At 42.0% G+C, this 21,987-nt stretch carries 15 protein-coding genes and 3 tRNA genes; 5 read left to right on the top strand and 13 right to left on the bottom strand.

Annotation, left to right across the window (positions count from 1 at the left end):
• Positions 1-87: 87 nt before the first annotated feature.
• The 5 genes from KFO40_RS21435 to pckA form a co-directional block, all read right to left on the bottom strand.
• A complete protein-coding gene (locus KFO40_RS21435; RefSeq protein ID WP_004317547.1) occupies positions 88-612 on the bottom strand; it encodes a chromate transporter in 525 nt (174 codons plus the stop codon).
• Entirely contained in the window at positions 609-1,166 is a 558-nt protein-coding gene (locus tag KFO40_RS21430) for a chromate transporter (RefSeq protein WP_004317546.1), read from the bottom strand. The genes KFO40_RS21435 and KFO40_RS21430 overlap by 4 nt, the downstream gene beginning before the upstream one ends.
• A gap of 31 nt (positions 1,167-1,197) precedes the next feature.
• Positions 1,198-3,690: a glycosyl hydrolase family 95 catalytic domain-containing protein gene (locus KFO40_RS21425; protein WP_211146786.1), complete on the bottom strand. Its 2,493-nt coding sequence runs from the start codon at positions 3,688-3,690 to the stop codon at positions 1,198-1,200.
• A 117-nt stretch (positions 3,691-3,807) separates the two neighbouring features.
• The gene (locus KFO40_RS21420) at positions 3,808-5,115 is read right to left on the bottom strand and encodes a MutS-related protein (protein ID WP_009038949.1); all 1,308 of its coding nucleotides are present in this window, start codon (positions 5,113-5,115) and stop codon (positions 3,808-3,810) included.
• Between the two features lie 150 nt (positions 5,116-5,265).
• On the bottom strand, positions 5,266-6,873 hold the full coding sequence (gene pckA, locus KFO40_RS21415) for a phosphoenolpyruvate carboxykinase (ATP) (RefSeq protein ID WP_004317539.1): 1,608 nt from the start codon (positions 6,871-6,873) through the stop codon (positions 5,266-5,268).
• A 280-nt stretch (positions 6,874-7,153) separates the two neighbouring features.
• Between pckA and upp the strand changes: the two genes are divergently transcribed.
• The gene (upp, locus tag KFO40_RS21410; protein ID WP_004296418.1) at positions 7,154-7,807 is read left to right on the top strand and encodes a uracil phosphoribosyltransferase; all 654 of its coding nucleotides are present in this window, start codon (positions 7,154-7,156) and stop codon (positions 7,805-7,807) included.
• 4 nt (positions 7,808-7,811) lie between these two features.
• On the opposite strand, the gene KFO40_RS21405 is transcribed toward upp, so the two are convergent.
• The 6 genes from KFO40_RS21405 to ahcY all read right to left on the bottom strand — a co-directional run bounded on the left by KFO40_RS21405 (position 7,812) and on the right by ahcY (position 17,224).
• Positions 7,812-8,687: a helix-turn-helix domain-containing protein gene (locus tag KFO40_RS21405; RefSeq protein WP_134985630.1), complete on the bottom strand. Its 876-nt coding sequence runs from the start codon at positions 8,685-8,687 to the stop codon at positions 7,812-7,814.
• Positions 8,688-8,725: 38 nt separating this feature from the next.
• The gene (locus tag KFO40_RS21400) at positions 8,726-10,363 is read right to left on the bottom strand and encodes an MFS transporter (protein ID WP_211146785.1); all 1,638 of its coding nucleotides are present in this window, start codon (positions 10,361-10,363) and stop codon (positions 8,726-8,728) included.
• Positions 10,364-10,412: 49 nt separating this feature from the next.
• Positions 10,413-11,504, bottom strand: coding sequence for an HlyD family secretion protein (locus tag KFO40_RS21395; protein WP_008642648.1), 1,092 nt, complete (start codon positions 11,502-11,504; stop codon positions 10,413-10,415).
• Positions 11,505-11,526: 22 nt separating this feature from the next.
• Positions 11,527-12,858, bottom strand: a complete 1,332-nt coding sequence (locus tag KFO40_RS21390; RefSeq protein ID WP_211146784.1) for a TolC family protein — start codon at positions 12,856-12,858, stop codon at positions 11,527-11,529.
• Between the two features lie 282 nt (positions 12,859-13,140).
• Positions 13,141-15,654, bottom strand: a complete 2,514-nt coding sequence (locus KFO40_RS21385) for a YfhO family protein (RefSeq protein ID WP_128859645.1) — start codon at positions 15,652-15,654, stop codon at positions 13,141-13,143.
• Between the two features lie 151 nt (positions 15,655-15,805).
• Positions 15,806-17,224: an adenosylhomocysteinase gene (gene ahcY / locus KFO40_RS21380; protein ID WP_008642653.1), complete on the bottom strand. Its 1,419-nt coding sequence runs from the start codon at positions 17,222-17,224 to the stop codon at positions 15,806-15,808.
• Between the two features lie 183 nt (positions 17,225-17,407).
• Here ahcY and KFO40_RS21375 point away from each other — a divergent pair, with 183 nt between their 5' ends.
• Positions 17,408-18,598: a PAS domain-containing protein gene (locus KFO40_RS21375; RefSeq protein WP_004317526.1), complete on the top strand. Its 1,191-nt coding sequence runs from the start codon at positions 17,408-17,410 to the stop codon at positions 18,596-18,598.
• A gap of 136 nt (positions 18,599-18,734) precedes the next feature.
• On the opposite strand, the gene KFO40_RS21370 is transcribed toward KFO40_RS21375, so the two are convergent.
• Together KFO40_RS21370 and KFO40_RS21365 are read right to left on the bottom strand one after the other, a co-directional pair.
• Complete coding sequence (locus KFO40_RS21370; RefSeq protein ID WP_004317524.1) at positions 18,735-20,423, bottom strand: S41 family peptidase; 1,689 nt, start codon at positions 20,421-20,423, stop codon at positions 18,735-18,737.
• 46 nt (positions 20,424-20,469) lie between these two features.
• On the bottom strand, positions 20,470-21,459 hold the full coding sequence (locus KFO40_RS21365; protein WP_008642658.1) for an adenosine kinase: 990 nt from the start codon (positions 21,457-21,459) through the stop codon (positions 20,470-20,472).
• Positions 21,460-21,536: 77 nt separating this feature from the next.
• Between KFO40_RS21365 and KFO40_RS21360 the strand changes: the two genes are divergently transcribed.
• The 3 genes from KFO40_RS21360 to KFO40_RS21350 all read left to right on the top strand — a co-directional run bounded on the left by KFO40_RS21360 (position 21,537) and on the right by KFO40_RS21350 (position 21,814).
• Positions 21,537-21,610, top strand: a tRNA-Asn gene (locus KFO40_RS21360).
• A 28-nt stretch (positions 21,611-21,638) separates the two neighbouring features.
• Positions 21,639-21,712, top strand: a tRNA-Asn gene (locus tag KFO40_RS21355).
• Positions 21,713-21,740: 28 nt separating this feature from the next.
• A tRNA-Asn gene (locus KFO40_RS21350) sits at positions 21,741-21,814 on the top strand.
• Positions 21,815-21,987: the final 173 nt, after the last annotated feature.

The following is a 21,987-nucleotide window of genomic DNA, read 5'->3' as shown; positions in this document are numbered from 1 at the left end:
TTCTTTCATTATATTATAATAGAAATCCCGGTGAAACGCAGTGTTTTACCGGGATTTTATTTTTTTCTGCAAGTATCACAAGCATTACTAATACAACAACAATCCTACCACACCCGCCAGACAAATCAACAGGATAGGGTGAAGATTCCATTTCCATGTAACCAAAAAGGCTGCCGCAAAAATACCGATACTTTTATAGTCCATAAAATTTTCTCTATTCATCATAAGCAATGCAGCCGAAGCAATCAAAGCAACCGACATAGGTAGCAGTCCGGACATAGCCGCCTTAATATACTTGTTATCCTTACACTTCGCAAAGAAATAAGAAATGAGCAACACCAGAATAAAAGAAGGTAAACAAACCGCTACCGTAGCTAGCACCGCTCCCCACACGCTTTGCGTTACCGCATACCCTACATAAGTAGCACTATTGATACCAATCGGCCCCGGAGTCATTTGCGAAATCGCCACCACATCCGTAAACTGCTGGGGAGTCAGCCAATGATGAATATCCACTATCTCATGTTGAATAAGGGAAAGCATCGCATATCCACCTCCAAAACCGAACATACCTATTTTAAGATACACCCAAAGTAATTGCAAATATATCATACCTCTTTATTCATTATTTTTTCTTTCAACCACAATGTATATACCAATCCTCCCAGAATTCCTGCCAATACAATATAAATAGGAGACAGTCCAAACTGCCAAATCAAAAGAGTAGCTATGGCAGGAGCAACCAACTGAAGGTATTTCAGTTTCAGAGCTCTTACAGCAGAAATACAAGGAAACAAAATCAACGCTACCACGGCAGGACGTATTCCATTAAAGATGCGAATCATCACTTCATTATCTTGAAACCGTGCAAAAAACATGGCTATCAGCATCATAATAACAAAGGAGGGAAGAATCGTAGCCAAAGCACATACCAAGCTCCCACCCACTTTATACAACTTATATCCTACAAAAATAGAAATATTCACAGCAAACACACCCGGTAGTGACTGCGTCAAGGCAAACATCTCCATGAATTCTTCCTTACTCATCCACTGTTTGGCAACTATCTCCCGTTCAATTAACGGAATCATGGCATAACCGCCACCAATAGTAAACATTCCAATCTTCGCAAACGTCACGAACAATTTCAAATACTCTAATACCATTCCTACTTTCTAATTTTCCGATATTTTCTATTTACTGTCTAATAAGTCCTTTAGTCACATCATATTCAATCCGGTAACTACGCCCTTTCACCGTTTTAAAAGAAAGAGTCTTATCAGCATACTTTATCACACAGTTTCCTCCCGCATTAGAATGAACCACAGCTTCTTTCAGCTGATTATTCTCCCAAACCATATCCACTTCAAAATTCCCCTTTGCACAGATACCACTGACAGCCCCACCCTTCCATGCATCCGGCAAAGCAGGCAGCAACTGAATAAAGCCTATATGACTTTGAAGCAACATCTCGGTAATACCGGCTGTTCCGCCAAAGTTTCCGTCAATCTGGAAAGGCGAATGTGTATCCCATAAATTATCCAGCGTGCCGTTCTTCAACAAATTGCCAAACAAGGTATAAGCATGATTACCATCTTGCAAACGCGCCCATTGATTCAACTTCCAGCCCATGCTCCAACCAGTAGCCCCATCACCACGATGCACCAGTACTACTTTAGCGGCTTTCGCCAGTTCGGGAGTGGTGACCGGAGAAACCGTATGCCCCGGATGCAGTCCGAACAAATGATTCACATGCCGATGCTCGTCTTTCGGATCATCAATATCTACCGACCATTCCATCAACTGACCATACCGCCCTATTTTATAAGGAACGAGATTGGCAAGCACATGCTCCCACTGCTTACGTTCTTTCTTATCTACGCCCAACACTTTACTCGCCTCGGTTGCATCCAGCAAAATCTCACGTACAACGGCATGCACAAAGGTAGCACCCTGATCGATAGGGCCATGCTCCGGCGAAGTAGATGGAGCAGCCGTATATGTTCCATCCGGTTTATGCCACAAATAATCGACAGCAAAGTCCGCACTACTTTTTATCAACTCATAACCCGTTTCTTTCAGGAATGTAAGATCTCTTGTATAATCATAATACTCCCAGATATGAGTAGCCAACCAGGGACCTGCCATAGGATTGAAGTTCCACGACATATCCTGACTTTCCAACGGAGTGGTAAATCCGAATATATTTCCGGAAATGGATGCCGTCCATCCTCTGGCACCAAAATAAGATTTCGCGGTCTTTTCACCCGGTTTTACCAGCGTACGAATGAAATCGACCAATGGAAGCATACATTCATTCAGGTTGGTGGAGCAAGCCGGCCAATAATTCATCTGAATATTGATATTATTATGATAGTCCACACGCCACGGTCCATCGACATTATTATGCCAGATACCCTGCAAATTCGCCGGCATATTGCCCGGACGGGAACTTGAAATCAACAGATAGCGGCCGAATTGAAAATATAATTCTTCCAGATCATAATCCGGTTGTCCTGCCCGGTAGTTCTTCAAGCGTTGGGGAGTCGGCATATTCTTTCCCTTGATTGCCAGATTCAGATTCAATTTAACCCGGTCGAACAGAGTAGCATAATCATTGTAATGCTGACTAAACAAAGCAGTATACCCCTGTAACACTGCATTATTCATCCATTGTTTGGTTGTTTCTTCCGGATTGACACCCACATACGTCTTCGGATCTTTAAAATCCGGATCAAAGTTAGGTTTATAATCAGTATCAGCCGTAATATAAAACACTACTTCATCCGCACCTTTCACCGTCAGTTTTCCATCTGCATTAAACAAGGTTCCGCCTTTTGTCTCCGCCTGAATACGAACGACGTATTTCATTCCGTTATTGTCCAGAGATGCGGAATACACCAGTCCTTTATTACCGTCAGAAGCCATATTCCCGGTAGACACCGGATTAGGCGCATAACTGAAAACCAAGTTTTGTTTACCCGGTTGATCCGCACTGAAACGCATCACCATCACATTGGCAGGATAAGAAATGAAATAATTGCGCTGATAAACCACATGATCCTTTTTAAACTGAACAACTGCCATTGCAGAGTCCAAAGAAAGGATACGTTTATAGTCACTCATCCCTATAATATTCAATCCCGTTTCTACATAAAACTCTCCCATGGTAGTAAAACTGCCGAAACGGAAAGGTGTTTCTCCGTCAGCATCATAAGACACCTCACTGTTGAAGTTTTGACGTGTCAGCATTTCAGCCTTTTCCTGATTTCCTTCCGTAAATGCCTTACGTATTTCATCCAAAAGATGAGCCGACTGTTTATTGACATTCCAATAATAGTCCGCCCCTTTCGCTGTATTCGGACCGCCACGCCAAAGCGTTTTTTCGTTAAAGGTAATACGTTCAGCTTCCACCGACCCCATGATATTCGCACCTAAACTACCATTCCCTATCGGTAATGATTGCGATTCCCAAGCGGGATCCGGATTATGACCTGCATTTCCTGCTGTTTCCGGTTTATCACCACCTTTCCACAGATCCGGTCTTCCCCCATACCACACGGCATACCCCTGCAAAGTATTGGGAGTATCAAACCAGATGGAAAGTCCTTTGGTATAATCAGTTTCACCCGCGTAAAGTCCGGAGACAAGAAACAAAGAGCAGATAAGAAAGAAATAGAGTTTCTTCATGGTTGTCGCATTATTATTCAAGATTATTCTCTCGTATATGGTTTGTACAAAAGTAATCAAAATATGCCTTTAATAAAAATAAAATACTGTCTTAATGGACACAATAATAAGGTGAAACTATATCAAACCGGCCAGTAGTTTTTTCACGACCCAATATCCTACCCTAGCCTCCGAAATCCCCTGCAATAGCCGATGATGACAAACAAATGCATCGTCAATAATTTCCGCTTCCATATAATAAAAACAACAGGCAGGATCTTTTTCAAATGCTTTCGCATACTCCAGAATATGAGTTGATATAAGGAAATGGCAACAAGAGAATCTTTTCAATAATTCATTGACTGCAAGAGAAGCCTCAAAAGCATCCTTAGCGTTAGTTCCGCGAAACATTTCATCCAAAACGACCAAACAACGTTTTCCTGTAAGCGCTTTTTGCATCACTTCTTTTATACGAAGAACCTCTGCCATGAAATGGCTTCGCCCGTCACGCAAAGAGTCCGGCAAATTAATAGAAGTATAAATACCTTCGTAAAGAGGACAAACCATTGACTTCACCGGGACAGGCAGTCCACAATGCGCCAGCCAGACAGCCAAAGTCAGTGCTTTTAAAGTGGTTGACTTTCCCGCCATGTTAGAACCCGTAAAAATACTGATATTTCCCCGAGACATCACCCAGCTATTCTCCCGTACATTTTTCACAAAAGGATGAACTACACCCTCAACCGAAAAATCCATTGTTTCCACCACTTTCGGTGTACAACAGAAATTTTTCTCTCTCGCTACCCGGTGAGCTGTCCGACAGACATCCAATAAATACAAAACTGATAATAATTCTTTCAAAGACAACAAACGGGTACATCGAAATAGATAATCGTATTTATCTATCGTATAATTAGATAGCCGCCTTTCTTCGCCAGAAGTCTGTTCCAAGACTTCACCTAATTCACTTCCGGACAAAATATCATTCACCATACGGGCTGACTCCTTCATCAATTGTGGGGCATCCTCATCCAATTCTTTCGCCCACCTCTCCAAACAATGCAGCAAATGTATTACCAATTTCACTCCCCGACAAATAACATAACGGGTTGAATCATATCTCAACAGGCGATCTATGACAGTAGCACATGACAGTAAGACGTGTGCTTCCCTGATCTGGTCGCGATAAGCCAGATAATATTCAATAAAATCCAGTTCTTCTTCATTCAAAAGAAGTTCAGGTAAAGCATCCCACGCAACAGCCTCCTGCCTTTTGCGGATCATATCCAAATCACTTAGCGGATACATAACCCAGTTCATCATCAATGATTTTCCTTCTTTCGTCTCTGTTTTAGAAAACAAAGAGAAAAGAAACTGCTCATTGTTTGCAGTCTCCGTTATGCTTAAATCCGCATAGGTCTGTTTGTCTGTATCCAGATACGTCATAGCTGTCTTTAAAAGTAAATAGTCTCGTTTTGACAAATATAGGAAAAAAAACTAAACAGACAGTATTCCTTTTCATAGAAAGACACAGTATAGCAATAAAAAAGGCGGTTCGAAATCGAACCGCCTTCCATATTATATCTGATTCTCCAATTAGAGTTTCGGACCAGCAGCAACCAAAGCCTTACCAGCTTCGTTACCAGTAAATTTAGCGAAGTTCTTGATGAAACGTCCAGCCAAATCTTTAGCTTTTTCTTCCCATTGGCAAGCACATTCGTAAGTGTCGCGTGGGTCAAGGATCTTCGGATCAACACCCGGAAGTTCTGTAGGAACAACAAAATCGAAGAAAGGAATAACCTTAGTAGGAGCTTTGTCGATAGAACCGTCAAGGATAGCGTCGATAATACCACGAGTATCTTTGATAGAGATACGTTTACCAGAACCATTCCATCCAGTGTTAACCAAGTATGCTTTAGCACCAGTCATCTCCATCTTCTTAACCAGTTCTTCTGCATATTTAGTCGGGTGCAATGACAAGAAAGCAGCACCGAAGCAAGCAGAGAATGTCGGAGTCGGTTCAGTGATACCACGTTCTGTACCAGCTAATTTAGCTGTAAATCCAGATAAGAAGTAGTATTGAGCCTGTTCCGGGTTCAGGATAGATACTGGAGGCAATACACCGAACGCATCAGCCGACAAGAAGATAACTTGTTTTGCGTGAGGACCTTTAGAAACCGGTTTAACGATGTTTTCGATGTGATAGATAGGATAAGAAACACGAGTGTTTTCAGTCACGCTCTTGTCAGTGAAATCAATCTTACCGTTAGCGTCAACAGTTACGTTTTCAAGTAAAGCGTCACGTTTGATAGCATTGTAGATATCTGGTTCGCTTTCTTTATCCAAGTTGATAACCTTAGCGTAGCAACCACCTTCGTAGTTGAATACACCTTCGTTATCCCATCCGTGTTCGTCGTCACCGATCAATTTACGTTTCGGGTCAGTAGACAAAGTAGTCTTACCTGTACCAGACAATCCGAAGAAGATAGCAGAGCTAGTTCCTTCCATATCAGTGTTAGCAGAGCAGTGCATAGAAGCGATACCACGAAGCGGGTTCATGTAGTTCATGATAGAGAACATACCTTTCTTCATTTCACCACCGTACCAAGTATTCAGGATTACTTGTTCTTTAGTCTTCAGGTTGAATACTGTAGCAGTTTCAGAGTTCAAGCCCAGTTCTTTGTAGTTGTCAACTTTTGCTTTAGAAGCGTTGAAACATACGAAATCAGGTTCTCCGTAGTTAGCAAGTTCTTCAGCAGTCGGGCGAATGAACATGTTAGTTACGAAATGAGCCTGCCAAGCTACTTCCATGATGAAACGTACTTTCATACGAGTAGCTTCGTTAGCACCACAGAAAGTATCAACAACGAACAAACGTTTGCCGGAAAGTTGTTTTACAGCTTTAGCTTTCAAGTCAGCCCAAGCTTCTTCAGTACATGGTTTGTTATCGTTTTTATATTCTTCGGAAGTCCACCATACAGAATCAGCAGAAGCTTCATTCTTAACGAAGAATTTATCTTTAGGAGAACGACCGGTGTAGATACCTGTCATTACATTCACAGCGCCTAATTCAGTAACTTGACCTTTTTCAAAGCCTTCCAGACTCGGTTTTGTTTCCTCAGCGAACAAAACATCATAAGACGGATTGTGCAAAATCTCAGTCACACCTGTGATGCCGTACTTGCTTAAATCTAAATTTGCCATTTTCTTTGAATTAATTAAAATTGGTATTTTGTTTTCTATCTCTTTTCACCTTAACATGGGGAGCTTTGGATACCCCCTTGTAAATCCGGCTACAAAAGTAATACTTTCTTTGGAAAGGAAGAAGGTATTAGAGAAATTTTTCCCTAATTGAAACTCTTTTATAAATTCCTAACAATATCTGCAAACTGAATATTGCAATTTGAAAGATTATCGTTTACTTTGCAAGCCAGTATGTTATCAATACTATGAAAATGAGATTAAAATTTGATTAAAATATAATATGAAAGTAATTGATTTTGGCCAAACTAATTCGATTCTAAACCAGTACATATCCGAAATTAGAAATGTAGAAGTTCAGAACGACCGCCTGCGTTTCCGCCGTAACATCGAACGGATCGGAGAAATCATGGCTTATGAAATGAGTAAAGAGTTTAAATACTCGGTAAAGAACATCCAGACACCACTGGGAATCGCTCCGGTCAGTACGCCGGACAACAATTTAGTAATCAGTACGATCCTACGTGCTGGTCTGCCTTTCCATCAAGGTTTCCTTAGTTATTTCGACGGGGCGGAGAATGCGTTTGTTTCCGCTTACCGCAAATATAAAGATACGCTAAAATTCGATATACACATAGAATATATCGCTTCTCCCCGCATTGATGACAAAACGCTGATTATCACCGACCCTATGCTGGCAACAGGAGGGAGTATGGAACTTAGTTACCAGGCAATGCTGACGAAAGGACACCCTGCCGAAATTCATGTTGCTTCGATTATCGCCAGCCAAAAGGCTATCGATCATATAAAGAATGTATTTCCGGAAGACAAGACGACAATCTGGTGCGCTGCCATCGATCCCGAACTCAACGAACATTCTTACATTGTTCCGGGACTGGGCGATGCGGGCGATCTTGCCTACGGTGAAAAAGAATAAACGTTTAAAGATTCTTCCGATATTGCTGCGGTGAAACCCCAACCTGCTTCTTAAAGAACGTACCGAAATAAGAAGCATTGGGGAAGCCGAAGGCATTTGAAATCTCCTGAATATCTTTCTGCGTATTTTTAAGCAATGAGATGCTCTTACGAATGATAGCTTTGAATACAAGTTCCTGCACGGTATATCCGCAAATACTCTTAGAAACGGCAGAAAGATATTTAGGAGACAAACACAATTTATCCGCATAAAACTCAACACCCCGTTCCTGCATATAATATTTTTCGATTAACTGGATCAAGTGAATAAAGACTTCATTTTTGCGTCCTCCCACTTCCCGCCCGTCATTGACGAGTTTGCGATTATAAATAGAACAAATCCTGTACGTCAATGCAAGTAGAAGTAATTTCTGCTCATAAAGTTTAAATGAATTTTCTTCCGACTGTAACACATTGTCCAATAAGGACATATACTTTACTATCTCTTCTTCCTCACCAGTAGACCAGACACAAGAAGGTTCTTCGGGAGTAAGACGGGAATACATATACATGGAAACAACCAGATTCCCCATAATATCCCGGATCGGTTCTATCTGATAAATCAAAATCCGTACCTCCATGTCTTCCGACTCTTGCAAAACCTGAAACTCGCCGTCTTCGGGAATAAACAAACTTTCGCCTGCTCCTGCGAAATGCTTTTTCTGATTAAGCGAAAACTGGAAATTACCCTGGCGACAAATAATCAGCCCCAGTCCTTTCATTTGGAAAGGTTTCTTCAGTGAGGGTGGAAAATTTACAAATATCCCTTCGGAGCTACATATATTTTTCCCACTTAACAAATCGCGTTCAAACTGCAATAAACGATCTTGTCCGCTATCCATCATACTAATATATTAACAGATCATTATCAAAAACGACGCTAAGTTAGCAATTTTCGTTTAGGATAAGGAACAACGAGCACAAATATCATACAAATTAACCCACCATAAATTGTCCATCCCGCCATCTCTTTGAGTGCAGAGAGCGTGGCCTGCACCTGAATACGCCCTTTGGTAGATATAGCAGCCATGTTACGGGCTTCCGTCTCACTCTTTCCCTGATATTTCATACCTTGTACCGTACCAAGGAAGGAAGTGGAAGCATCCGGATTAAGCAGGTCCACATTTTGCGCATAACGGGTTATATAGTGTTGTTGCCGCTCCTGCAAAACATTTGTATAAATTGCTCCGCCGATACTCGGTCCCACAACCATACGCACAGTAAGCATAATACAGATCCAGGTGGAAAGATATTTAAAAGGCATACGTTGATTGGCATAAGCAGCCGTCAGCGCATACAGAATCATCATGCCTGTGGCACGGATGATAACTGCATATTTCAGACGCTCGTAAACTCCTGCCGTTTGTACCTCGAAATACATGAAAACAGCTGATAAAGACAGGAAGAAGAATCCCATCGCAAACAGATACTTAAAATGTAACCCTTTACCTCCCAACACCATAGCAATCACGGCACCAATAGCATAACCTACCATACACCAATTACCTAATGAAGCATTTTGCAGATTATCGAGATGCATCCCCACTCCTGCAAACACATTGACAAACATAGCACTGGAGTTTATCACCATCAATAATAAGTAAAGTAATGCTCCCATACGTATAGTACGCAGTTTGAACGCATCCAGCAAAACATAAGGCGACCGGCGCGTTACATCCATATATAGAAAAATTCCCGCAAACAGAATACTTACAGCTGTCGCCCAACGAATAGATTCGTCATCATACCAGTCGAGTACTTTTCCATAAACCAGCACATACGTGAGACAAGTCAGCGAGATGCAAAATGCAGTGACATTGCCGAACTTACGGAAATTAATAGGAAACCTTCCGAGAAACTTATAATTCGGCATGGTAATAAACAAGAGCAAAATAGAGATCAGGAGAATCCCCATCATAAAGTAATACACATATTTCCACTCATATTCAAAGGACAGCCAAGCCGTCAATGCTGTGCCCGACTGTCCTAGAATCATAAAAAACAGATAAACAGCCGGCTGACTCACACATCTTTCAATGTCCAATTTATTCCAACCGACAGTATCTTTCGGCTCCAACCCCGGAGTAATATTGCGGGTAGCTTCCATTCCACCCGCATACCAAATGAGTGTGAACAGATTGACCATCATCAGTACCATACGCAAGAACCCCGTCAGAAGACTACAAAGCGCCAACAGAAAAACGCTGTCTGTCTTTGCACAGATATAACTGAATATATACATGAACGCAAACCCGACAATACACATCATCTTCTCCCGCCGCACACACACCAACTGATATAGGAAAGGAGCAAAGGCTGCCATACCAATAGAAGTAACAAAGTTAGCAAACTGAATATGCTCGGATATAATGCCAAGCCCGCTCATCATTTCGGTGCTATTCACCGAATAAACCCCGCCTACCGTAAGAATCGGCAGAAAGAAAAATAACAGAATGATAATACCCAACGGTTTGGGCATCCAGCTATAAAAAGGATAATTTTTAGGATAAGAGGGCATTAATTTTTGATTTATGAATTATGATTTATGAATTATAGGTGCACGGTGGTTAGAGTTTGGCTTTCACTACTACCATCATGCCTGCTGCTAATCGTTCGTTGTCTTCTTTTGATAAATCGGTAAAGTCGATGCGTACGGGGATGCGCTGTTGGATCTTCACAAAGTTGCCTGCGGAGTTATCGGTCGGCACTAATGAATATTTGGAGCCGGTAGCTCCTGATATAGAGGTGACTTTGCCTTTAAACTCTTTATCGCTAATGGCATCTACTGTGACAAATACTTCCTGTCCGATATGCAGGTTCTCGATTTGTGTCTCCTTATAATTGGCAACGATCCATTTCTGGGTATCAGGAAGAATATAGGTGATGGTCTGCCCTGCCGAAATAAACTGTCCTTCCTCTAATGAGCGACGGCCGAGTTTTCCGTCACAAGGAGCTATTACAACCGTATAGGAAAGATTCAACCGGGCCATTTCGAGCGCAGCTGTTGCTCTTTGAATAGCCGCTTCGGTATTCATGCGACGGTAGGACACTTCATCTACACCGGAAAGAGCTGCTTTTTTCTGCCTTTTCGTAGCTTCCAGCTTCTTACGCGTAGCTTCATAATCAGTGACAATCTGTTCAAGTTGGATAGGAGTAGCCGCATTTCGTTTCACGAGGTTCTCATATCGTTTCCGGTCTTTTTCCAGTTTCGCCAACCGTACTTCAATCTCGGCAATAGACGCATCGTAAACAGATGCTGTTGTCTGCGTGGTATTGAGTGTAGCATTGATGACGGTCGCACCGGCTTGCGCATCTTTCAAGGCAGCTTCAGCCTCCATTACGCGAATTTTATATTCACGATCATCCAGTACCAGCAAAGTATCTCCTTTATGTACCTCCTGATGTTCTGTAAAGTAGATTTTGTCAATGTAACCTGAAGCACGTAGATTGATAGGAGACACATATTGTTCTATTTGTGCATCGTTACTAGTCTCCGTCTGGCTATAATTCAAAAAAAGGCAGATCACTTCAATCACTCCCCAAACAATAATAGCCACTCCGAGAAGGCTGATAGCAATCTGCCAGCGACGAAGTTTCTTCATTTTTTTTGCTTTCTCCTGATGAGTAGCGGAAGGAAGGTTATTTTCCATTGTTTCCATATTTATGATTGTTATTTGCGTATTATTTGACTAATGATTCTATTTGTCCGGTTAGTTTAAGCAGCATCAGGTTAGTCACCCGATAGTTATAATGTGCGCTGATATAGTTGTTTTGAGCTTCGCTCATCTGCATTTCATCTTGCAGCACTTCCGTCATAGAAGCAATGCCTTCCCGGTAACGGTCGGAAGTGACTGCGTACACATCTTCGGCAAGCAAGTAGTTATCCTTCTGTTTCTTAAAGTTACGCTGATTGTTCATCAGGTCGTTCACAGCATTCAGATATTGAGTTTGCAAATTCTTCCGGGCATCTTCCCATGCCAGTCTTTTGTTCTCTATATCGATCATCGCCTTCTTTATTTTATAGGTTTTATCCAGTCCGTCGAAAATCGGAATACGCAAGGTTAGCCCCACTCCATAGGAACGAAACCATTGATTGGACGGACCGGAGTGGAACCAATGATAACCTTTATCCGTATATGCAGCATATCGCCAGCTGCCTGTCAGACTAAGAGAAGGGATATATCCATTAGTAATGATCTTCTTTTGTCGTTCCGCCAGTTGCACTTGCGATTGTGAGAGTTGAAGTTCATAGATATTTTCCGACAAGCCGGTCAGGGCTACCGTAGTAATGCTATCGGTATTTACCGGTGTCAGCGCGATTTCCTTTTCAGCCGGATAATCCATAATGTATTTCAGCATATTCAATTGCTGTTTCATCATTGCTTGTGCATTGTCATATTGCACCTTCAGATTTTCCAAATTGATATTGACTCTTTTCAGATCGACTTCCATAGACATTCCATTATCGAAGAAAGCCTGTGTAATATCTCTCAATTCTTCCAGACGGATGATATTTGCTTTTATCAGCATGATTTGTTCGGCCGTGACCTGTCCGAGATAATACATCTTACTGATTTGAAGAATAACATCTTCCCTAGCTTTTCCATAAGACAGACGACTGATTTCTTCCATCACTTTAGCTATGGACATAGAAGTATAAAGAGTCTGATTGAAAAGCGGCATCTGCATTTCCAGTCCTGCATTAGCAGAATGTTGCAATGTTTTCGTTATATTATAGGGAACTCCGTAAGATGAACCGTCTGTGACTGACACCGGAGGATCAAAATTATTATTATAACCGGCTATCGCATTAATTTGCGGCAGCAGCTTCGAACGGTTTTCAGATACGCCATATTTACTTTTTTGTATTTCTTTACGTTTCCCTTCTAACGACAAGTTTTTGTCAATACCAATGCGGAGACAATCCTCTAATGTCAGAATCTCTACCTCCTGTGTGTTCCCACGTAACACGAACAAGAAAAAAAAGGAAAAAATGAATAGTAGTCTTTTCATAACATAATGCTCTATTATTGGCTACAAATTTAGTAGCTTACAGCATAATAAGACTATCCACAAACTATTTGTTTATATTCATATTTTCCTTTTTCAATGAACAAACAATAAACAACTACTCTCAAAGACATTACACTTAATATGTTTCTATGGACAGCGTTTGTTTTTTCATATTTTTTTAGTGAATGTAAAATAAGGGCGGCGCTCTTTGTGAGGAGGAGTGCCGCCCTTATTTTATAACCTTACCATACATTATGAAGGTTAATGACTATTACATTTCGCTTAAGACTTCTTCGCAATCTTGTTCCGCTGCGTCCACGCAAGGACCATAACTCCGATCAGCAACAAAGCCAATGCTGCATAAGCAATACTTTCTGTAACCTGTATGCTTTGTGGATCAAACCACATTTCGATGGTATGTTCTCCTGCCGGTACATTTATCGCACGCAAGATATAATCTGCACGGGCAATATCGACGGGCTGACCGTCAATAGTCGCCTGCCATCCCGGATAATATATTTCGGAGAAGACAACAACTCCGTCTTTAGGAGTGGAAGCCTTGTAAACCAGACGATTCGGTTCGTAGCTAGTCAACTGGATGGTAGATAGAGAATCTTTATATCCTTCTGTCACACCTTTCAATTGTTCTTTAAACTTCACATCCACTACGGCTGTTTCTGTTGGAAGAATATCATTCAAAGCATCGATTTCTTCATTTGCATTATTTACATACTGCACCTTGTCTACGAACCATGCATTGCCGTATGCATAAGGATTTACCACAGGAACAGCCTGCCCTTGCTCTCCGGCAGGGAAAATGAAGTACTTTGTATTCAGCATATTCAGTACACGGAATTTGGAAGCGTCTACACTGTCCATCTGTCCGCCGGCAGTAGCCACCGCCTGATAGGTTTCCTGCATTTCGGGCACGATATGATGATCGATCATTTCCTGATAGCGACGGAGCTTCGCTGCATGATAGCCACCGACACTTTTATGCCAGTATGCTGTATTGTTTTCATTAAACGTATTACCGGGAAAGCCTATAAAGTTCAACACACGATAATTTAAAGTAGTATCCTGAAGAATCATCTCATCCGCCTGTGTTTTAACAAACGCTTCCGTCTGTTTGGATTTCGGCACAAACTGTTCGTCATTCAAATAGCGTTTATTGACGCTCCACATATCTATCAAACATAAAAGCGCAATACCAGCCAATGTGAAAGAAGCTTTCAACTTCCGCTGTTGATATAAGAATAAAAACAGGCAACCAATCATTATAATAAAGAAACTACGCCATGCGTCCGAAGCAATAATAGCTTCACGCATTTCAGTCAGGTTTGCCACAAACGGAGCCAAATGTTCGGCTGGAAGTGCTTGTTTCAAAGCAGCCATCTCTTGTGTCGTAATAAAACCGGAGAAGAAAGCACCCGGAGCAACAGCTAAAATCAACGCAACACCAGCAGTCAGTACCAAAGTGGCAATCACCCCTCCACGGTTCTCTTTCAACTTCAGCGTATCCGGTTTGCTCAAAATCTCTTTCAAAGCAAAAATCGCCAACAAAGGAATGGTAAATTCAGCAATCACCAGAATGGAAGATACAGCACGGAACTTATTGTACATCGGGACGTAATCGATAAAGAAGTCCGTCAGTCCCATGAAATTCTTTCCCCATGAAAGCAGAATCGAGAAGATAGTAGCTCCTAGCAATGCCCATTTCAGAGGACCTTTCACTATGAAACAACCCAATACGAACAGGAACATCACAAATGCCCCAACATATACAGGACCGGCTGTCCACGGTTGCTCACCGAAATATTGCGGCAACTGCGAATAAATGCCGCTATACATTGGATTGGCCTTTGCCATAGCAACTTCGCTTTGCGACATCGTAGACCCTGATCCTCCTCCTTTTACGTTCGGAACCAGCAACGTCAATGTCTCGCCAATACCATAACTCCAGTTGGTTATGTAGTCACGGTCCAACCCGCTACTTGTCTGGCTGGCCACAGCGCCCTCCTGCTTCAATTCGCTCTTGCCGCGCATCGTCTCCTTACTATATTCATAAGTATGATACAGATTGGAGATATTGATACAAACTCCTACCACGGCAGCCAATGCCAAAATTGCGCTGGCCTTGAAGAAATGGGGCAGTTCTTTCTTTTTATAAGCATCTTCAAAGTACGCTCCCACAAAAAACAGGATCACAAACATGAAATAATAGCTCATCTGAATGTGATTCGACTGAATCTGAAGGGCGATGAACAGCGCTGTAATAATTCCACCCAACAAGTATTTCTTCCGGTAAGCCAGAACGACACCCGCAATCGTAGGTGGGATATAAGCCAACGTCACAAACTTCCAAATGTGCCCTGCCGGTATCAGAATGAAGAAATAGGAAGAAAAAGCCCATATCACTCCGCCCAATCCTGCCAGCCAAGCCGATATTCCGAAAGCCCGCAAAAGAATATAGAATCCGAGCATCATAATAAAAGTCAGCACTACATAATCCGGGAGAAAGAGGCGATAAACCTTCTCCACCCCTTTCAGGGACGTTGTCGAGTCGTAACTCGGAGACATCTGATAGGTAGGCATACCTCCAAAAATCGAATTCGTCCAGCGCGTACGTTCTCCGGTACGTTCGAGATACTCTTTCGATTCTTGTCCCGCGCCGACTCCGGCAGCCGTGTCATGCTGAAACAAGATACGACCTTCAATATCAGCCGGAAAAAAATAGGCGAAAGAAAGAATGATAAAAGCCAGAATGGCTATTAAGTCGGGAAGAAACTTTTTCATTTACAATGACACGATTTACTATTTACGATTGAAGTTTGAATATAAAATAAATTACGATCTGACAATCCAATATTTACAATTGATAACGGTAGAATACCGTTCTCCCACATTTATCAATCGTAAATAGTAAATCGTCAAATCGTAAATCTAATTAGTATCTATAATGATCTGCTTTATAAGGTCCGTCCACTGACACACCAATATAGGCAGCCTGTTCAGGAGTCAACTTAGTCAATTTCACGCCGATCTTTTCAAGATGCAGGCGGGCAACTTCTTCGTCCAGATGCTTCGGCAAGCGATATACATTGATATCATATTTCTTGTTGAACAGTTCTATCTGCGCCAATGTCTGATTAGTAAATGAATTACTCATCACAAATGACGGATGACCGGTTGCACATCCCAGATTTACCAAACGACCGTCAGCAAGCAGAATGATGCTGTGACCATCCGGGAAATAATAACGGTCTACTTGTGGTTTGATGTTCACACATTTGATACCCGGATAATGTTTCAAGGCATCTACCTGAATTTCATTATCGAAATGACCGATGTTGCAAACGATAGACTGATCTTTCATTTTCTCCATGTGGTCGATACGGATAATATCGATATTACCTGTAGTAGTCACAAAAATATTGCCTTCCATGCAAGCTTCTTCCATAGTCACCACTTCAAAGCCTTCCATGGCAGCCTGCAATGCACAGATCGGATCTACTTCCGTCACGAGTACCCGCGCTCCGTAAGAACGCATAGAATGAGAACAGCCTTTACCCACATCACCATAACCACATACTACCACCACTTTTCCGGCAATCATCACATCCGTTGCACGCTTGATACCGTCAGCCAGCGATTCGCGGCAGCCATACAGGTTGTCAAACTTAGATTTTGTGACCGAATCATTCACATTGAATGCCGGGAACAACAGTTTGCCTTCTTCCTGCATCTGATACAAACGGTGTACGCCTGTCGTAGTTTCTTCAGACACGCCACGCATTTCTTCCGCTACACGATGCCAGCGAGTACTGTCTTCAGCCAATACTTTCTTCAAGATTGCATTCAGTTCTATTTCGTCCTCTGCATGTACTTCTTTATCCAATACGGCAGCATTATTCTCTGCATCATAACCTACGTGAATCATCATCGTAGCGTCACCGCCATCATCTACAATCACATTCGGTCCTTTACCACCTGCAAAGCTCAATGCTTGCAATGTACACCACCAATAATCAGCAAGAGTCTCCCCCTTCCATGCAAACACAGGCACACCCGTAGCAGCAATTGCAGCCGCCGCATGATCCTGCGTTGAATATATATTACAAGAGCACCAACGTACTTCAGCTCCTAAAGCCACTAACGTTTCAATCAGCACAGCCGTCTGAATGGTCATGTGCAACGATCCCATAATGCGGGCACCTTTTAACGGTTTGGATTCTCCATACTTTTCGCGAAGAGCCATCAGGCCGGGCATTTCTTTTTCTGCCAAATCGATTTCCTTGCGTCCGAAATCAGCAAGCGTAATATCTGCCACCTTATAGGGCAGAGTAGAGAATAATTCTGTAGACATATTGTAAATCATTTATATATAATGAATGCAAAGATAGAACATTCTGATTAGTAGGGCAAAAGCTATCCGTTTTTTTTATATTATAATAACTTGGGAGACAATCCGCGTCTCGGAATATTGTCTTATATTTGCAACAGATAAAACAAATTCTACAATATTCTAATGAATAACAATAAATCTTCTATGAGACATTACGAGGGCAAAACGAAGGAGGAACTTTTAAAAATAATCGAACAATTAGAAGAGAAGATAGATTTTCTTTCCTCCCATCTTTCGCCTCCTTCCCAAGAGCGTTTTCGCGATAAATACAGCACCCGGATATTGGATGCCCTCCCCGATATGCTCACCGTCTTCGACCATGATGCCAATATTATAGAGCTTGCTTCTTCGCCGGCAACCAACCACGTAGAAGGTATCAATGCCAGTAATATCACCACCACTAACGTAAAAGATATTCTGCCGGAAGAAGCTTATGAGAGTGTCCGCAAGAATATGGATAAAGTGATCCTCACGGGAGAAAGTTCCACAGCCAGACATGACCTGATGTTGGACGGTGTTTTACATCACTACGAAAACCGCATCTTTCCGTTGGATAATAAATATCTGTTGTGTATGTGCCGTGATATATCCCAACAATGGGAAGCAGAACAGACGAACGCGCAACAACAGAAAGAGTTGAAGGCCGCCAGAGTCAAGGCAGAAGAGTCGGATCGGCTGAAATCTGCTTTTCTTGCAAACATGAGCCATGAAATACGCACTCCGCTCAATGCGATTGTCGGATTCTCCAAACTAATCACTTTCGCAACATCTACGGAAGAGAAGAATCAATATGCGGAAATCATCGAACGAAATTCGGAAATGTTACTGAATCTATTCAACGATATTCTGGATCTGTCCTCACTGGAGGCCGACTCTTTAAAATTCAACATCCGTCCGATCAAGTTAACAGATATCTGTCTGCAACTGAAGCAACAGTTTTGCCATAAGACGCAAAACGGAGTCAAACTTATTTTAGATGATGTAGATGCGGACATGTATGCCTCCGGTGACTGGAATCGTATTATACAAATTATAAGTAACTTACTTAGTAACGCCACAAAGTTTACCCCCAAAGGAGAAATCCATTTCGGGTATCGGGAAAAAGAGGATTTTGTAGAGTTCTACGTGAAAGATAGCGGCATCGGTATTCCGGCAGAAAGAGTTGCCACTATTTTCCGCCGCTTTGGAAAGGTCAACGATTTTGTTCAGGGAACCGGATTGGGGCTGACTCTTTGCAGAATGTTAGTAGAAAAAATGGGAGGACGTATCTGGCTGCGCTCCCAGGAGGGGCAGGGAAGCAGGTTCTATTTCACTCTCCCTTTGATTCGCCAATAAATGTGTCAGTCGAGGTTACAAATACCTGTATCCGAGGATGACACTTATATGACTATTTACAATTAGATACAGAAAACGCGGCCTGTCGATGACAAAGCCGCGTTTTCTGTATTATCTATATTTGAAAAATATTTCTTTATTTCTTAGCAACCGGGGCACTAAGCATTTCTTTGTATTTCACCGGATCATTCAGTATTTTCATCGCTTCCTTCAAACCGTCATCATCCTTCAACTGCTGGATGATATTACCCCGTTGATAATAGTAACGTTTGATAATTTCAGTAGCAATCATTTTCTTTATGTCGGTAGAGAAATAATCCAAGTCACGGTCGAGATTATGGTTCAACTTCTTCTCTAGCACTTTGAATTCCTCTGAAGCGTCATCCATATATCCTTCAAACTCGGCAGCTTCTTTCAACGTTTTCAGAATCTTCTCACTCTGTTGGTCATACTTGAAGTCGGCTTTCTTCACCAATGCTTTAAAATCATTATAATCAGCATCTGTCACCTCAAACTTCTCCGGAGCAACGATAGTGGGATGTTTCAAACAATACTGCGTTGCATAATCGAAGATTAGATTATCACGTACCAAATAGAAAAGGATATTCGGTAATTTCTCTTGTTTGATCGTAATATCCGGCATTACACCACCTCCATCACGGACTTCACGTCCGGCAGCCGTATAGAATACCTTAGTTAAACTGTCGGGAATAGTGCCGACACTTCCGTCTTCATTGCGATGTTTGTAATCAATAGCCTGCACGCAACGGCCGCTCGGAATATAATATTTGGAGGTAGTCACTTTCATCGTTCCGCCATAAGGCAAAGAACGGGGAACCTGTACCAGCCCTTTTCCAAAAGTACGGTTACCAACGATCACAGCACGGTCGAGATCCTGCAAAGAACCTGATAAGATTTCAGAAGCAGAAGCCGTTCCGCTATTTACCAGTACGGCAATCGGAATATCCAAATCCAACGGTTCGCGCAACGTTTTATAAGTGTTACTGGCCTGTTTGATTTTTCCTTTGGTCGTCACAATCACTTTTCCACGCGGCAAGAAATAATTCGCAATTTCTACTGCTTCATCCAACAGTCCGCCGCCATTACTACGAAGGTCTATCACCAATGAAGTAGCTCCCTGTTTCTTCAAATCCAGAAACGCTTTCTTAAATTCTTTGGAAGGATTGCCGGAAAAAGTACTAAGGCCGATGTAACCTATATTGTTATCCAATACGGCAGTATAAGGTATTGCCGGATTCTGAATAGACTCACGCACAATTGTGAACTCCATCGGCGTACGTCCGCCTTTCACATTCGGACGCTCAATCTTCAACTTAAAACTGGTCCCTGCCTGCCCACGCAACATCTGGCTGACTTCCGCATTATTCTTACCGGCAAGGTCTTTTCCGTCAATCTCCATCAGGATATCTCCCGCTTTCAGTCCGGCTTTTGCAGCAGGTGTTCCCTCAAAAGGTTCAGAAATCATCGAACGCTTTAGTTTCGTATTATAAGCAATGTAAGAACCTATACCACCGAATGATCCTTTAATCATCTGTTCCAACTCACTCTGATCTTCTTCCGGATAATATTCCGTATAAGGGTCCAAGGTGTAAAGCATATTATCGATCCCTTCCCGAATCGTTTTATTCGGATCGATGGTATCTACATAGAACATATCCAGTTCTTTCACAATCGCGTTAAATATATCCAGATTCTTTGCAATCTGGAAATTACGGTCGTCTCCGCTCTTGAAACTAAAGAAAGCAACTGTGGCTATCACCGCTACTGCAACAATAGCTATTCGCCTGTTCAGCAATTTTTTCATACCTCTTTTTAATCTAAATGAGTCGTAAAAGTAGCTTAATCCTTTGTTATTCTGCCAGAATCCTGTTAATATTTAACTTAATTTCATCCCAGCGTTCCTGTGGCATCGTTGTTCCGATTACCTGAATAACATTTCCCGAGAGAATAGAACCTATTTTTGCACATTTATCCAACGAGTATCCACAGGTCAATCCATATAAGAATCCGGAAGCGAAATAGTCACCAGCACCGGTAGTATCCACCACTTTCTGAACCGGAATGGCCGAAACCTTTATTTCCTCTGTTCCTTTGCGGATATAAGAACCGCTTGCTCCGACTTTTACAATAGCAATACTGCATTTCTTGGCAATCACTCCCAAAGCTTCCTCCGGCTCCTTGCCGGTAAAGGCTTTCGCTTCTTCTTCGTTTGCAAAGACGATGTCGACATATTTGTTTATTAATAAAGAGAAGAACTCCAGATCATTGGCCACAATATTATAACTAGCCATATCCAGACAAATCTGCAAACCTGCTTCCTTAGCCAGTTCAATGGCATGAAGAATCATTTCATGATCCTGAACGAGGTAGCCTTCTATAAATAGGTACGCGTAACCTTTAAACATATCCAGCGTCAGTTCTTCCGCTCTCAAAGAAGCGGCTGCTCCCAGATAGGTTCCGAAAGTGCGCTCTCCATCCGGTGAAATAAAAGTGGATGCCACACCGGAAGGTAGTCGGTCCGAGTTCAATAATTTGTCTTCAATCTTATTTTTCTGCAGATTTTCACGAAAAAATTCTCCATAATTATCATTTCCCACTTTTCCGATAAACCCTGTTCCGGCACCCAAACAAGCCAGTCCAAGGATGGCATTTCCTGCCGATCCGCCTGTTGCCAAGTGGGTTTTCATCTGTGAAAATTTTATGTTAATCTGCTGTAACTTAGCGTCATCGATGAGCTGCATGCTTCCTTTGGGTAAACCCATTTCATCCAAAAGAGTATCATCCTTCAGGGTTGCGAGTACGTCTACCAGGGCGTTGCCCAATCCTATTATTTTGTCCATTCCTAATATTTTTTTTGCAAAGATATTGCATATTTCAAAAAAACCTAGTACTTTTGCATCGCAATTGAGAAAAACATTCTTCCTTAGCTCAGTCGGTTAGAGCATCTGACTGTTAATCAGAGGGTCCTTGGTTCAAGTCCAAGAGGAAGAGCAAAGTTGAAAATCTTGATTGCAAACATTCTTCCTTAGCTCAGTCGGTTAGAGCATCTGACTGTTAATCAGAGGGTCCTTGGTTCAAGTCCAAGAGGAAGAGCAAAGTTGAAAATCTTGATTGCAAACATTCTTCCTTAGCTCAGTCGGTTAGAGCATCTGACTGTTAATCAGAGGGTCCTTGGTTCAAGTCCAAGAGGAAGAGCGAAAAAAGAGGTAAATCAGAAGATTTATCTCTTTCTTATTTTTCGGATCCAATGTTTTTCGGATCATAACGGAAACAGTGGGCTCAGTCTGAAACCTTGGGGGATTGCGTTAAAATTCTTATTTTTGCATCATGAAAACATCCTCTTCCCAAACGATTGATCCTGTTGCTTC

The sequence above is a fragment of the Bacteroides sp. 1001302B_160321_D4 genome (assembly GCF_015667765.1).
In the GTDB taxonomy this organism is placed as follows: Bacteria; Bacteroidota; Bacteroidia; order Bacteroidales; family Bacteroidaceae; genus Bacteroides; species Bacteroides xylanisolvens.
This window is presented reverse-complemented; position numbering and strand designations above follow the sequence as displayed.

What these genes read in the sequence shown, in the direction of transcription:
- KFO40_RS21435 (WP_004317547.1), bottom strand. Translation starts at nt 612, where the DNA reads ATGATATATTTGCAATTACTTTGGGTGTATCTTAAAATAGGTATGTTC.
- KFO40_RS21430 (WP_004317546.1), bottom strand. Translation starts at nt 1,166, where the DNA reads ATGGTATTAGAGTATTTGAAATTGTTCGTGACGTTTGCGAAGATTGGA.
- KFO40_RS21425 (WP_211146786.1), bottom strand. Translation starts at nt 3,690, where the DNA reads ATGAAGAAACTCTATTTCTTTCTTATCTGCTCTTTGTTTCTTGTCTCC.
- KFO40_RS21420 (WP_009038949.1), bottom strand. Translation starts at nt 5,115, where the DNA reads ATGACGTATCTGGATACAGACAAACAGACCTATGCGGATTTAAGCATA.
- pckA (WP_004317539.1), bottom strand. Translation starts at nt 6,873, where the DNA reads ATGGCAAATTTAGATTTAAGCAAGTACGGCATCACAGGTGTGACTGAG.
- upp (WP_004296418.1), top strand. Translation starts at nt 7,154, where the DNA reads ATGAAAGTAATTGATTTTGGCCAAACTAATTCGATTCTAAACCAGTAC.
- KFO40_RS21405 (WP_134985630.1), bottom strand. Translation starts at nt 8,687, where the DNA reads ATGGATAGCGGACAAGATCGTTTATTGCAGTTTGAACGCGATTTGTTA.
- KFO40_RS21400 (WP_211146785.1), bottom strand. Translation starts at nt 10,363, where the DNA reads ATGCCCTCTTATCCTAAAAATTATCCTTTTTATAGCTGGATGCCCAAA.
- KFO40_RS21395 (WP_008642648.1), bottom strand. Translation starts at nt 11,504, where the DNA reads ATGGAAACAATGGAAAATAACCTTCCTTCCGCTACTCATCAGGAGAAA.
- KFO40_RS21390 (WP_211146784.1), bottom strand. Translation starts at nt 12,858, where the DNA reads ATGAAAAGACTACTATTCATTTTTTCCTTTTTTTTCTTGTTCGTGTTA.
- KFO40_RS21385 (WP_128859645.1), bottom strand. Translation starts at nt 15,654, where the DNA reads ATGAAAAAGTTTCTTCCCGACTTAATAGCCATTCTGGCTTTTATCATT.
- ahcY (WP_008642653.1), bottom strand. Translation starts at nt 17,224, where the DNA reads ATGTCTACAGAATTATTCTCTACTCTGCCCTATAAGGTGGCAGATATT.
- KFO40_RS21375 (WP_004317526.1), top strand. Translation starts at nt 17,408, where the DNA reads ATGAGACATTACGAGGGCAAAACGAAGGAGGAACTTTTAAAAATAATC.
- KFO40_RS21370 (WP_004317524.1), bottom strand. Translation starts at nt 20,423, where the DNA reads ATGAAAAAATTGCTGAACAGGCGAATAGCTATTGTTGCAGTAGCGGTG.
- KFO40_RS21365 (WP_008642658.1), bottom strand. Translation starts at nt 21,459, where the DNA reads ATGGACAAAATAATAGGATTGGGCAACGCCCTGGTAGACGTACTCGCA.